Origin of the sequence: Roseateles sp. So40a (genome assembly GCF_048081605.1) — a bacterium.
Taxonomy (GTDB): Bacteria; Pseudomonadota; Gammaproteobacteria; order Burkholderiales; family Burkholderiaceae_C; genus Roseateles.
Window position 1 is genome coordinate 2367227 of record NZ_CP182288.1, and the last position, 14505, is coordinate 2381731.

2 protein-coding genes are annotated in these 14505 nt (G+C 70.3%); both read left to right on the forward strand.

The window, feature by feature from the left end:
* The first annotated feature begins 265 nt into the window (after positions 1-265).
* The gene (locus tag ACNI65_RS10915) at positions 266-9730 is read left to right on the forward strand and encodes a hypothetical protein (protein ID WP_416762999.1); all 9465 of its coding nucleotides are present in this window, start codon (positions 266-268) and stop codon (positions 9728-9730) included.
* Positions 9731-9858: 128 nt separating this feature from the next.
* A complete protein-coding gene (locus tag ACNI65_RS10920; protein ID WP_416763000.1) occupies positions 9859-14316 on the forward strand; it encodes a hypothetical protein in 4458 nt (1485 codons plus the stop codon).
* Positions 14317-14505: the final 189 nt, after the last annotated feature.

Below are 14505 nucleotides of genomic sequence, written 5' to 3' on the forward strand. Positions count from 1 at the left end.
TTGCCCCGGCAAGCATCCCCTCCCCCGCGTTCGCGGGCTTTACGCGCCGTCTGTAACCGTGAACTGAGGCCGTCTCCCGGCCCTTTTGTTCCGTTCACGTTAAGCGTTGCCCCAATAACATTTCGGAGCTCGCTCAAGTTTGTCGTCCGCGGTCCGAAAACCCGATGACGGCATCCGGAAGTCCCGGGTGTCTGAAACAACAAGCTGACCAATACCACCTCGCGCCTATGGGCGCATCCGCCCCATAGGTTCACGGAGTTCCAAGATGGCATCGCTGATTACCAACCTGACGACCGACCAGATCGCCGCCCTCACGTCGACGACCCTGGCGCGCCTGACCAGCGAAGACTGGGCCGCCTTCTCGACCGAGCAGTTCCAGGCGCTCACCACGTCGCAGTTCGCGACGCTGGGCACCAAGGCCGTCTCCTTCTTCACCACGAGCAACATCGCCGCCATCGAATCCGATGACCTGCGCGCGCTGTCCACCTCGGCGGTGCAGACCTTCACCAGCGCGCAGCTCAACGCCCTGGGCTCCGACCAGTTCGGCGCGATGACCACCAAGCAGGTCGGCGCGATGACCACCAGCCAGGTCCGCAACCTGGAATCCGATGACCTGAACGCGCTGGCCTCCGACCAGATCCGCGCGCTGAGCACGCAGCAGGTGGCCGCCATCTCCACCAGCCTGATCGGCTCGATGGCCTCGGATGACCTCCAGGCGCTGACCACCAATCAGATCAAGTCGCTGAGCTCGCAGCAGGTCCACGCCCTCTCCACCGAGGGCGTCGCCGCTCTGGGCACCGGCCAGGCCGCCGCGCTGAGCAGCACGCAGACCGCCGCGCTGACCTCCGACCAGGCCGCTGCGCTGACCTCGGACGCCGTCCACGCGCTGAGCACCGCCGCCGTGCGCGGGCTGGGCACCGACCAGATCGCCGCGCTGAACTCGGACCAGGTCGCCGCGCTGACGACCGCGCAGATCAACGCGCTGTCCACCCAGCAGATCCGCCAGCTGGCCAGCGACGAGATCGCCGCCCTGGACACCAACCAGATCCGCGCCATCACCACGCAGCAGATCGCCGCGCTGACCACCGACCAGCTGGCCGGCGTCGACAGCGCCGATGTGCAGGCGCTGTCCACCGCGCAAGTGCGCGCGCTGAGCTCCTCGCAGATCGGCGCGCTGAGCTCCGACTCCATCGAGGCGATGAGCTCGGGCCAGATCGGCGCGCTGACCTCCACGCAGGTCAAGGGCCTGACGACCGACCAGATGGCGGCCATCAGCTCCGACGACATGAAGGCGCTGTCCACCGCCACGGTGCGCGCGCTGTCCACCGACCAGGTCCAAGCGCTGAATTCCGACCAGGTCTCCGCGCTGAGCAGCCAGCAGATCGCCGCGCTGTCGACCGGCCAGGTCGCCGTGCTGTCCACCGATGAACTGAACGCGCTGAGCAGCTCGCAGATCCGCGCGCTGGGCACCGCCCAGATCGCCGCGCTGTCGACCGACCAGGTCCAGGGCATGGAGTCCGCGGACGTCCAGGCCTTCACCACCGGCCAGATCGCCGCGCTGAGTTCGGCCCAGATCGCCGCCCTGTCCACCGACGCCATCGTCGCGCTGACCTCGGGCCAGTTCGCCACGCTGAACTCCAAGCAGCTCGCCGGCCTGTCCACCGACCAGATCGCCGCCATCGAGACCGGCGACCTGCGCGCGCTGAGCTCCGCCGCGATCCGCTCGCTGACCACCGATCAATTCGACGCGCTGAACTCCGACCAGGTCGGCGCGCTCACGACCCAGCAGGTCTCCGCGCTGACGACCGGCCAGGTCCAGGCCATGGCCAGCGATGACCTGAACGCCCTGGGCTCGGCCCAGATCCGCGCGCTGGGCACCGCGCAAGTCTCCGCGCTGTCGACCGCCCAGGTCAACACGATGGAAAGCGCCGACGTCGCCGCGCTGACCACGCAGCAGGTCCAGGCGCTGAGCTCGGCCCAGGTCGGCGCGCTGTCGACCGAGAACGTCGCCGCGCTGAGCTCCAGCCAGGTCGCCGCGCTGTCCACCAAGCAGATCGCCGGTCTGACCACCGACCAGATGGCCGCCCTCGAGACGCAGGACCTGCGCGCCATGTCCACGGCCGCGATCCGCTCGCTGACGACCGACCAGTTCGACGCCCTGGGTTCCGACCAGGTCGCCGCGCTGACGACCGCCCAGGTCAGCGCCCTGACGACCGGCCAGGTCCAGGCGCTGGCCAGCGATGACCTGAACGCGCTGGGCTCGGCCCAGATCCGCGCGCTGGGCACCGCCCAGGTCGCCGCGCTGTCGACCGCCCAGGTCAACACGATGGAAAGCGCCGACGTCGCCGCGCTGACGACCCAGCAGGTCGCCGCGATGGGCTCGGCCCAGATCGGCGCGCTGTCGACGGAAAACGTCGCCGCGCTGAGCTCGGCGCAGGTCGCCGCGCTGTCCACCAAGCAGATCGCCGGTCTGACGACCGACCAGATGGCCGCGCTGGAGTCGCAAGACCTGCGCGCGCTGTCCACCGCCGCCATCCGCTCGCTGACGACCGAGCAGTTCGACGCGCTGGGTTCCGCCCAGGTCGCCGCGCTGTCCACGCAGCAGGTCGCCGCGCTGACCACCGGTCAGGTGCAGGCGATGTCCAGCGATGACCTGAACGCGCTGGGCTCCGCGCAGATCCGCGCGCTGGGCACCGCCCAGATCGCCGCGCTGTCGACCTCGCAGATCGCCAACATGACCAGCGAGGACGTGCAGGCGCTGAGCTCCGGCCAGATCGCCGCGCTGGGTTCGGACCAGATCGCCGCGCTGTCCACCGAGAACATCGTCGCCCTGACCTCCGGCCAGGTCGCCGCGCTGTCGACCAAGCAGGTCGGCGGCCTGACCACCGACCAGATGGGCGCCATCGAGACCGGTGACCTGAAGGCCCTGGGCACCGCCGCCGTGCGCGCCCTGACGACCGACCAGCTCGCCGCCCTGGGCTCCGACCAGGTCGCCGCGCTGTCCACGCAGCAGGTCGCCGCGCTGACGACCGGCCAGGTCAGCAACCTGACCTCCGATGACCTGAACGCGCTGACCAGCGGCCAGATCCGCGCCCTGTCCACGCAGCAGGTCGCCTCGCTGACGACCGCCCAGGTCAACACGATGGAAAGCGCCGATGTGCAGGCGCTGACCACGACGCAGATCGCCGCGCTGAGCTCCGACCAGGTCGGTGCGCTCTCCACCGAGAACATCGCCGCGCTGAGCTCGCAGCAGGTCGCCCCGCTGTCGACCAAGCAGGTCGGCGGCCTGACGACCGACCAGGTCGGCGCCATCGAGACCGTGGACGTCCGCGCCCTGTCGACCAACGCGCTGCGCGCGCTGACGACGGCGCAGATCGACGCGCTCTCCTCCGACCAGATCGCCGCGCTGACCACCGCGCAAGTCGCCTCGCTGACGACCGCGCAGGTCCAGGCGCTGGCCAGCGATGACCTGAACGCGCTGGGCTCGGCCCAGATCCGCGCGCTGTCCACGGCGCAGGTCGCCGCGCTGACCACCGGCCAGATCAACGGCATGGAATCGGCCGACGTGCAGGCCCTGTCCACGCAGCAGGTCGCCGCGCTGGGCTCGGCCCAAGTCGGCGCGCTGTCGACGGAAAACGTCGCCGCCCTGACCTCGGGCCAGGTCGCCGCGCTGACGACCAAGCAGGTCGCCGGCCTGACCACCGACCAGATGGCCGCGCTGGAAACCGCCGACGTCCGCGCCCTGTCGACCGCCGCGCTGCGCGCGCTGGGCACCGACCAGCTCGACGCGCTGGGCTCCGACCAGATCGCCGCGCTGACGACCCAGCAAGTCGCCTCGCTGTCGACCGCACAGGTCAGCAACCTGAGCTCCGATGACCTGAACGCGCTGACCAGCGGCCAGATCAAGGCGCTGTCGACCGCGCAGGTCGCCGCGCTGACGACCGCGCAGGTCTCCACGATGACCAGCGACGACGTCGCCGCGCTGACCACCACGCAGCTGCAGGCCCTGGGCTCGGCCCAGATCGGCGCGCTGAGCACCGACGCCATCGTCGCGCTGAGCTCGCAGCAGGTCGGCGCCCTGACGACCAAGCAGGCCGCGGGCCTGACCACCGACCAGATGGCCGCCATCGAGACCGGTGACCTCCGCGCCCTGAGCAGCGCCGCGCTGCGCGCGCTCACCACGGACCAGCTCAATGCGCTGGGCTCCGACCAGGTCGCCGCGCTGAACACGGTGCAGGTCGCCGCGCTGACCACCGCGCAAGTCGCCGGCCTGACCAGCGATGACCTGAACGCGCTGGGCTCGGCCCAGATCCGCGCCCTGGGCACCGCGCAAGTGGCCGCCCTGACGACCGCGCAGGTCAACACGATGGAAAGCGGCGACGTGCAGTCGCTGACCACCCAGCAGGTGGCCGCGCTGGGCTCGGCCCAGATCGGCGCCCTGGCGACCGACTCGGTCGTCGCGCTGACCTCGCAGCAGGTCGCCGCGCTGAGCTCCGCCCAGGTCAAGGGCCTGACCACCGACCAGATGGCCGCGCTCGAATCGGGCGACGTCAAGGCGCTGTCCACGGCTGCCGTGCGCGCCCTGGGCACCGACCAGATCGAGGCCCTGAACTCCGACCAGATCGCCGCCCTGACGACGCAGCAGGTCGCCGCGCTGTCGACCGCCCAGGTCGCCAACCTGACCAGCGATGACCTGAACGCGCTGACCAGCGGCCAGATCAAGGCCCTGTCCACGCAGCAGGTCGCCGCGCTGACGACCACGCAGGTCGCCGCGATGGAGTCCGCCGACGTGCAGGCGCTGGCCACGAACCAGATCGCCGCGCTGAGCTCGTCGCAAGTCGGCGCGCTGAGCACCGACTCGATCGTCGCCCTGACCTCCGGCCAGGTCGCCGCGCTGACCAGCAAGCAGGTCGCCGGTCTGACGACCGACCAGATGGGCGCGATGGAATCGGCCGATCTGCGCGCGCTGTCCTCGGTCGCCCTGCGCGCCCTGACCAGCGACCAGCTCGAAGCCCTGTCCTCCGACCAGGTCCAGGCGCTGACGACCGCCCAGGTCGCCTCGCTGACGACCACGCAGGTCAGCCAGCTGGCCACCGATGACTTCGGCGCCCTGACCACCGGCCAGCTGCGCGCCCTGGGCACGGCCCAGATCGCCGCGCTGGGCACGGCCCAGCTCGACGCGCTCGGCTCCGACCAGGTCGCCGCGCTGACCACGCAGCAAGTCGCCGCGCTGACGACCGGCCAGGTGAGCAACCTGTCCAGCGATGACCTGAACGCGCTGACCAGCGGCCAGATCAAGGCCCTGACGACGCAGCAGGTCGCCGCGCTGACGACCGGCCAGATCAACACGATGGAATCGGCCGACGTCGCCGCGCTGGCCACGAACCAGATCGCCGCGCTGAGCTCGTCGCAAGTCGGCGCGCTGAGCACCGAAGCGATCGTCGCGCTGACCTCCTCGCAGGTCGCCGCGCTGACGACCAAGCAGGTCGCCGGCCTGACGACCGACCAGATGGCCGCCATCGAGACGGGCGACCTGAAGTCCCTGTCCACGACCGCGCTGCGTGCCCTGGCCACGGACCAGCTCGACGCGCTGGGCTCGGACCAGATCGCCGCGCTGTCCACCGCGCAGGTCGCCTCGCTGACCACCGCGCAGGTGAGCAACCTGTCCAGCGATGACCTGAACGCGCTGACCAGCGGCCAGATCAAGGCCCTGACCACGCAGCAGGTCGCCGCGCTGACCACGACGCAGGTCTCCACGATGACCAGCGACGACGTCGCCGCCCTGGCCACGAACCAGGTCGCCGCGCTGAGCTCCGCCCAGATGGGCGCGCTGAGCACGGACGCGATCGTCGCGCTGAGCTCCTCGCAGGTCGCCGCGCTGACCAGCAAGCAGGTGGCCGGCCTGACGACCGACCAGATGGCCGCGATCGAGACGGGTGACCTCAAGTCGCTGTCCACCGCCGCGCTGCGTGCCCTGGGCACGGATCAGCTCGACGCGCTGGGCTCCGACCAGATCGCCGCGCTGACCACCGCCCAGGTCGCCGCGCTGTCGACCGCTCAGGTCAGCAACCTGACCAGCGATGACCTGAACGCGCTGACCAGCGGCCAGATCAAGGCCCTGAGCACGCAGCAGGTCGCCTCGCTGACGACCACGCAGGTCTCCACGATGACCAGCGAGGACGTCGCCGCCCTCAACACGGCGCAGGTCGCCGCGCTGAGCTCGGCGCAGGTCGGCGCGCTGGCCACGGACGCGATCGTCGCCCTGAGCTCCAGCCAGGTCGCCGCGCTGAACAGCAAGCAGGTCGCCGGTCTGACCACCGACCAGATGGCTGCCATCGAGACGGGCGACCTGAAGGCCCTGTCGACCAACGCCCTGGCCGCGCTGACCTCCGCGCAGCTCGAGGCGCTGGGCTCCGACCAGATCGCCGCGCTGTCGACCGCCCAGGTCGCCGCGCTGACGACCGGCCAGGTCAGCAACCTCACCAGCGATGACCTGAACGCGCTGACCAGCGGTCAGATCAAGGCCCTGTCCACGCAGCAGATCGCCGCGCTGACGACCGCCCAGGTCGCCGCGATGGAGTCCGCCGACGTGCAGGCCCTGGCCACGAACCAGGTCGCCGCGCTGAGCTCCGCCCAGCTGGGCGCGCTGAGCACCGATTCGATCGTCGCCCTGACCTCGGGCCAGGTCGCCGCGCTGTCGAGCAAGCAGGTCGCCGGCCTGACGACGGACCAGATGTCCGCCATCGAGAGCGCTGACCTGAAGTCCCTGTCCACGGTCGCCCTGCGCGCCCTGAACAGCGACCAGCTCGAAGCGCTGAGCTCCGACCAGGTCCAGGCGCTGACGACCGCGCAGGTCGCCTCGCTGACGACCACGCAAGTGAGCCAGCTGGCCACGGACGACTTCGCCGCGATGACCACCGGTCAACTGCGCGCGCTGACGACCGGCCAGGTCGCCTCGCTGACCTCCGCGGAACTCGAGGCGCTGGGCTCCGACCAGATCGCCGCGCTGACCACGAACCAGGTCGCCGCGCTGACGACCTCGCAAGTCGCCAACCTCACCAGCGATGACCTGAACGCGCTGACCAGCGCGCAGATCAAGGCGCTGACGACGACGCAGGTCGCCGCGCTGACGACCGCGCAGGTCCAGGCGATGGAGACCGCCGACGTCGCCGCCCTGGCCACGAACCAGGTCGCCGCGCTGAGCTCCGACCAGGTCGGCGCGCTGACGACGGAAGCCGTCGTGGCGCTGAGCTCGACGCAGGTCGCCGCGCTGACCAGCAAGCAGGTCGCCGGCCTGACGACGGACCAGATGGGCGCCATCGAATCGGGCGACCTGAAGGCGCTGTCCACGGTCGCGCTGCGCGCCCTGACCAGCGATCAGCTGGCCGCCCTGGGCTCCGACCAGGTCGCCTCGCTGACCACGCAGCAGGTCGCCTCGCTGACCACCGCGCAGGTCGCCAACCTGACGAGCGATGACCTCAACGCGCTGACCAGCGGCCAGATCAAGGCCCTGACCACGCAGCAGGTCGCGGCGCTGACCACGACGCAGATCTCCTCGATGGAGAGCGGCGACGTGGCGGCCCTGAGCTCGACGCAGGTCCAGGCGCTGGGCTCGGCCCAGGTCGGCGCGCTGAGCACCGACTCGGTGATCGCGCTGACCTCGGCGCAGGTCGCCGCGCTGTCCTCCGCGCAGGTCAAGGGCCTGACGACGGACCAGATGGCCGCGATCGAGACGGGTGACCTCCGCGCGCTGTCGACGACGGCCCTGCGTGCCCTGGGCACGGATCAGATCGAAGCCCTGGGCTCCGACCAGATCGCCGCGCTGACCACGCTGCAGGTCGCCTCGCTGACCACCGCGCAGATCGCCAACCTCACGAGCGACGACCTGAACGCGCTGACCAGCGGCCAGATCCGCGCGCTGAGCAACAGCCAGCTGCAGGCCCTGACGACGACGCAGATCTCGACGATGACGACGGACGACGTCGCCGCGCTGAGCTCCACGCAGCTGCAGGCCTTCGGCTCGGCCCAGATCGGCGCGCTGAGCACGGAATCGATCGTGGCCCTGAGCTCGACCCAGGCGGCGGCCCTGACCTCGGCGCAAGTCGACGGTCTGACCACCGACCAGATGGCCGCGTTCGAGACCGCCGACCTGCGCAGCCTGAGCACGGCCGCGATCCGCTCGCTGGACAGCACGCAGCTCGAGGCGCTGGACTCCAACCAGATCGCCGCCCTGAGCACGCAGCAGATCGGCGCGCTGAGCACGCTGCAGGTGAGCCAGCTGGCCACCGACGACGTGCAGGCCCTGACCTCGTCGCAGATCGTGTCGATGACCTCGGCCCAGCTGCACGCGTTCACGACCGACCAGATCCAGGCGATCGACACCGGTGACCTCGCTGCCATCAGCAGCGTGAACATGGTGGCCTTCGGCTCCGCGGACTTCGAGGCCTTCACGTCGGATCAGATCCACGCGCTGACCTCGTCGCAATGGAGCGCGGTGACCGCGACGCAAGTCGCGGGCATCGAGACCGCCGACATCGGGTCGATCACCACGGACGGCATCCATGCGCTGAGCACGACCGCCCTGCACGCGTTCAACACCGAGCAGATCGCCGCGCTGACCAGCGACCAGGTCCATGAATTCAGCACGGCGCAACTGCGCTCGCTGGGCACGGACCAGATCGCGGCGCTGTCCACGGAAGACGTGGCGGCGATGACCAGCACGCACTTCGGCACGCTGACCTCGTCGCAGTTCCACGCGTTCACCACCGACCAGATCCTGGCGATGGACTCGTCCGACATCCATGCGCTGACCTCGGTGCAGATCCAGGGCCTGTCGACCGACCAGATCGTGGCGATGACGTCCGACCAGTTCATCGGCTGGGACACGCAGGACCTGGCCAGCATGAACATGCAGCAGGTGCTGGCGATGACCTCCGACCAGACGGCCGGCTTCACCGACGCGCAGACCAACGCGATGTTCCTGGCCTCGCCGATCGTGCTGGACCTGGACGGCAACGGCATCCAGACGCTGTCGGCCAGCCAGGGCGTGAACTTCGACCTCAACGCCACCGGTCACAACGACAAGTGGGGCTGGGTCGGCGGCAACGACGGTCTGCTGGTGATGGATCGCAACGGTGACGGCTCGATCAACAGCGGTGCGGAGCTCTTCGGCGCCGGCACCACGGTCAACGGCCGCAAGGGTCTGGACGGCTTCACCGCCCTGGCCTCGCTGGACACGAACCATGACGGCCACATCAACGCCAAGGACACGGACTTCAGCAAGCTGCAGGTCTGGGTCGACGCCAACCACGACGGCAAGACCGACGCGGGTGAGCTCAAGACCCTGGCCGACCTCGGCATCACCGACCTGAACCTCGGTGCGACCAAGGGCACGGATGTCGACAACGGCAACGTGCTGGGCCTGGTGTCGAGCTACACCAAGTCCGACGGCAGCTCGCATGAGATGACCGACGTGTGGTTCGCCAAGGACGGCGCGCAGCACACGGCCACGGGCACGACGGCGTCCACGCCGCACCTGGGCGACCTGCTCGCCCAGCCCGAGGCCAACCTGCTGACCGGCGGCACCACGGCGGCCACCGCGACGGCGACGACCGCGGCAGCCACGACGGCGGCCACCACGTCCACGGACACGGTGAACCACGACGTGCTGAGCGCGGCCTACAAGAAGCTGCATGACGATGACCAGAACAGCGCGGCTCCGCTGATCTAAGCGGACCGTGCGGAACCGGGGGCCTCGCGCCCCCGGTTTGCCGTTTGCGGCCGGCCCTCGCCCATCGGGCGTGATCCGGTGGGCCGCAAACGACAGACCGCCAGGTTTCAGAAGTACCCTCCCTGCCCATGGCCACTTTCGACGTCGGTTCGCTCACTCCCGAGGAGATCGCAGCGCTCACCACCGCGCAGCTCGCCACGCTGACGGGGTCGGAGTGGGCCTTGCTGACCGCCGACCAGGTGGTGGCGCTGACCACAACGCAGGTCCATGCGCTGACCGCGCGCCAGCTCAACGCGCTGGCCTCCGGACAGCTCTCGGCGATGGAGCTGCAGGACGTCCAGGCGATCAACACCGGGGCGATCCGCACGCTGACCACGGCCTCGGTCGCGGCGTTCACGCCCGACCAGATCCACGCGCTGACGACGACGCAGATCCCCGCGCTGACGGTGGACCGGTTGCGCCGCCTGGACAGCGACCAGTTCTCCGCGCTGGACACCGCGCAGATCGCGGCGCTGTCGTCGGTGCAGGTGCGCGGGCTGGCCACGCAGCAGATCGGCCTGCTCACGACCGAGGAAGTCACCGTCTTCAGCACCGCCACGATGCAGGTGCTCAACACGTCGCAGCTGGGCGCGCTCAGCGCGGACCAGCTCAACGCGTTCAGCACCCAGCAGATCGGCGCGCTGCGCGGCAACCAGACCAAGGGCCTGAGCGGCGACCAGCTCAGCGCGCTGCAGACCGAATCGCTGCAGGCGCTGACCACCGGCGCGGTGCGCGGCCTGACCACGACGGCCGTGTCGCAGCTGAGCTCCGACGCCGTGCAGGCGCTGGACAGCAAGCAGGTCGCCGCGCTCACCAGTCAACAGTTCCGCACGCTGTCCACCGACGCGCTGGTCGCGCTCACGACCGAGCAGGCCGGCGCGCTGAACACGCTGCAGATCAAGTCGCTGAGCACCACGCAGGTCGCCGCGCTGGAGGGCGAGGACCTCGCCGCCATCGGCACCAAGGGCCTGCGCGCGCTGAACTCGCAGCAGCTGGGCGTGTTGTCCTCGGACCAGGTCGATGCGCTGTCCTCGCGCCAGGTCCAGAGCCTGACCTCCACGCAGCTGATCGGCCTGACCAGCGACCAGCTCCCCGCGTTCAGCACCGATGAGCTGCGGCTGATGAGCAGCAGCGCGCTGGTGGGCCTGAAGCCGGAGGTGCTGGGCGCGATGAGCGCCGAGCAGCTCGGCGCGCTCAAGACGGTGCAGATCGCGATGCTGACCACGCGCCAGCTCGCCGCCTTCGACAGCGACGACCTCGCCGCGCTGTCCACCGGACAGATCGCGGCCTTGAACTCCAAGCAGCTGCAATCGCTGACCGCGGCGCAGTTCCAGTCGCTGAGCACCGAGGACCTGGCGGCGCTGAGCAGCACGACGCTGCGCGGCATGACGCCGGCGCAGCTCGCCTCGCTGAGCTCGGACCAGCTCGCGGTGCTGAGCGGCGCGCAGACCGGCGCGCTGACCACGCAGCAGCTGCGCGACCTCAGCGACGAACAGCTCGGCGCGCTGGGCACCGGCGCGATCCAGGCGCTGTCCACCCGCGTGATCGCCACGCTGACGGACCATCAGCTCGACGTGCTCGGCACGGCGCAGCTGCAGGCGCTGACCAGCGGCCAGATCCGCGCGCTGACAACGGCGCAGCTCTCGGCGATGTCGCCCGAGGACCTCAACGCGCTGAGCTCGCAGCAGTTCGCGGCGTTCAGCTCGGCGCAGTTCCGCGGCCTGACCACGGAGCAGGTCGCCCAGCTCGAGCCCGAGGACTTCGGCGCGCTCAATGCCTCGGTGATCCGCTCGCTGAGCAGCGCGCAGGTGCAGGCGCTGGACGTGAACATGGTGGCCGCCTTCAGCACCGCGCAGGCGCAGGTGCTGACCGCGTTGCAGGTGGGCGCGCTGACCGCCGGGCAGTTGCAGGTGCTGACGCCGCAGGCCTTGCAGGCGATCACGACGCTGGCCATCCGCGGCCTGAGCGCGGACCAGCTCGACGCGCTGGGGCCCACGGGCGTGGCTACGCTGCGCGACGGCCAGCTCGCCGCGCTGAGCACGGCGCAGGTCCGCTCGCTGGACCACGACACGCTCAACGCGCTGGGCACCGCGCATTTCGCCGCGCTGACTTCCTTCCAGATCGCCGCGATCTCCAGCGACGAGATCGGCCTGCTGGCGCCGGAGATGCTCGCCGCGATCAAGCCGGTCTACCTCGGCGTGCTGGGCAGCGAGCAGATCCACCTGCTCAGCCGCGAGCAGGTCGGCGCCTTCGGCAGCGCCCAGACCGCGCAGCTGAGCACGGCGCAGATCGCCGCGCTGGATCCCTCGCAGATCGACGCGATCTCCACCGACGGCGTGCGCGGCCTGTCGATCCAGGCGATGCAGGCCTTCACGACGGACCAGCTCAACGCGCTGGTGCCTGACCAGTTCGCGGCGCTTCGCACCAACCAGGTCGCCTCGCTGACGACGACGCAGCTCGCGGCGCTGGAGCAGGCCGACCTCAACGCGCTGGACTCGACGCAGTTCGCGGTGTTCTCCTCGCGCCAGCTCGCGGCGATGAGCACGGACCAGATCAGTCAGCTGGAGTTCCAGGACGTCATCGGCCTGAACACGCGGGCGCTCGCGGGCTGGAGCTCGGTGCAGCTGGGCGCGCTCAACGGCGACAGCATCGCCTCGCTGAGCAACGCGCAGCTCGCGGCGCTGAGCTCGCGGCAACTGGCCGGGCTCACCGCCGATCAGATCGACCGGCTGAGCACCGAGCAGCTCGCCAACCTCGGCTCGCAGGCGCTGCTGGGCCTGAGCAGCTCGCAGTTCGGCTCACTGGACCTCGATCAGATCGGGGCCCTGTCCGCCCGGCAGATCGCGGCGCTGAGCTCGCTGCAGATCGCCGCGATGGACCCGACGGCGCTGGCCGCGCTGACCACGCTGCAGTTCGCGGCGCTGCGCTCGTCGCAGCTCGCGGCGCTGGACGCGACGCAGATCGGCGCGCTGGAGACGCAGGACCTGGCCGTGCTGCACACAACGGCCCTCAAGGCGATGGGCTCGGACCAGATCGCCTGGCTGAGCGTGGATCAGGTCGCGGCGCTGCGCCCCGATCAGGTGGGCTCGCTGACCTACCAGCAGGCCGCGGCCATGAACACCGAACAGATCCAGGCACTGGGCACGGCCCAGATCCTGGGGCTGACCAACGTGCAGGTGCTGGCCTGGACCAGCGACCAGATCGCCGCGCTGGACGCCCAGGACGTCGCGCTGCTGCCCGGTCGCGCGATCCGCGTGATGGATGCCGGCGACTTCGCCGCGCTGTCCACCGACCAGGTCCATGCGATGACCAGCCTGCAGCTGGCCGAGATGACCACGGCGCAGTTGGCGGGCTTCGGCACCGAGGACTACGCGGCGCTGAGCTCCTCGGCTTTCCGCGCGCTGGGCACGGCCACGCTCAACGCCCTGTCCACCGACGTGTTCGCCGCGCTGGGCTCGGACCAGGTCCACGCGCTGAGCACGCAGACGCTGCGCGGCCTGCACACCGAGGCGCTCGCGGCGATGAACTCCGACGCGATCGAGGCGCTGGACAGCCGCCAGGTCGCGGCGCTGACGACGCAGCAGATCATGGCGATCTCGTCGGAGGCGTTCTCGACGATGTCCAGCGACGACCTGACCGCGCTCAGCCGCGAGCAGGCGCGGGCGTTGACGGTCGATCAGATCCATGCGATCGGCAGCGACGCCATCGTCGGCTTCGAGACCCGCGACCTCGCGGCGCTGTCGATGGACCAGGTGATGGCCTTCACCACGGACGCGCTGCATGCGATGTCGGGCGCGCAGCTCGATGCGCTGTTCCTGTCCACGCCGATCATGCTCAACCTCGACGGGCACGGGCTGGGCACGGTCTCCGCCGCGCAGGGCGTGAGCTTCGACATGAACAACACCGGCCACGCGCAGCAGTGGGGCTGGATGGCGCAGGGCAACGCGCTGCTGGCGCGCGACCTGAACGGCAACGGGCAGATCGACTCGGGCGCCGAGCTCTTCGGCACCGGCACGGTGCTGGCCAACGGCCGGCACGCGGCCAACGGCTACGAGGCGATGCAGGCGCTGGACGCCAACGGCGACCACCGGCTCGACGCGCACGATGCGGGCTTCAGCCAGCTGCGGCTCTGGGCCGACGCGAACGGCAACGGCAAGACCGACGCGGGCGAGCTCAAGACGCTGGCGGAACTCGGCATCGTGGAGCTGGACCTGAACGCGCAGTCCAGCTCAACGATCGATCACGGCAATCTGATCGGTCTGATCTCCGGCTACAAGACCGCGGACGGCGTGTCGCACGCGATGGGCGACGTCTGGTTCGCGAAGGCGACCGACGCCCAGGCGGGCGATGCCGCCGCGGCCGCGGACACCGCCACGGCCAAGGCCGCGATCAGCACCGAGGACCTGCTCGCCGCCCCGGCGGCGGCCACGACGCCGCTGCTCACCGATGCGACGCAGGCCACCGTCCATCACGCGGCGATGAGCGCGATCCACGCGACCGCGCGCCGCCTGGATGAGGAACAAGGCGGCAACGCGCCCTTGATCTGACCGGTCGCTGCCCCGTGGCCGATCGGTGGCCGATCGGATCGCGGGCACGCGCGTGTGACAAATGCTCACTCGCGGCTGGGATGTCGCATGAACTCGTTCTGAGGGCGTCCGGACTGTTCCCCTTCATCGGCTGCCACGCGCCCTGATCGGGTGGCCGACTGGAGCCGTGACGCCGGCGCGTCGTCCCGG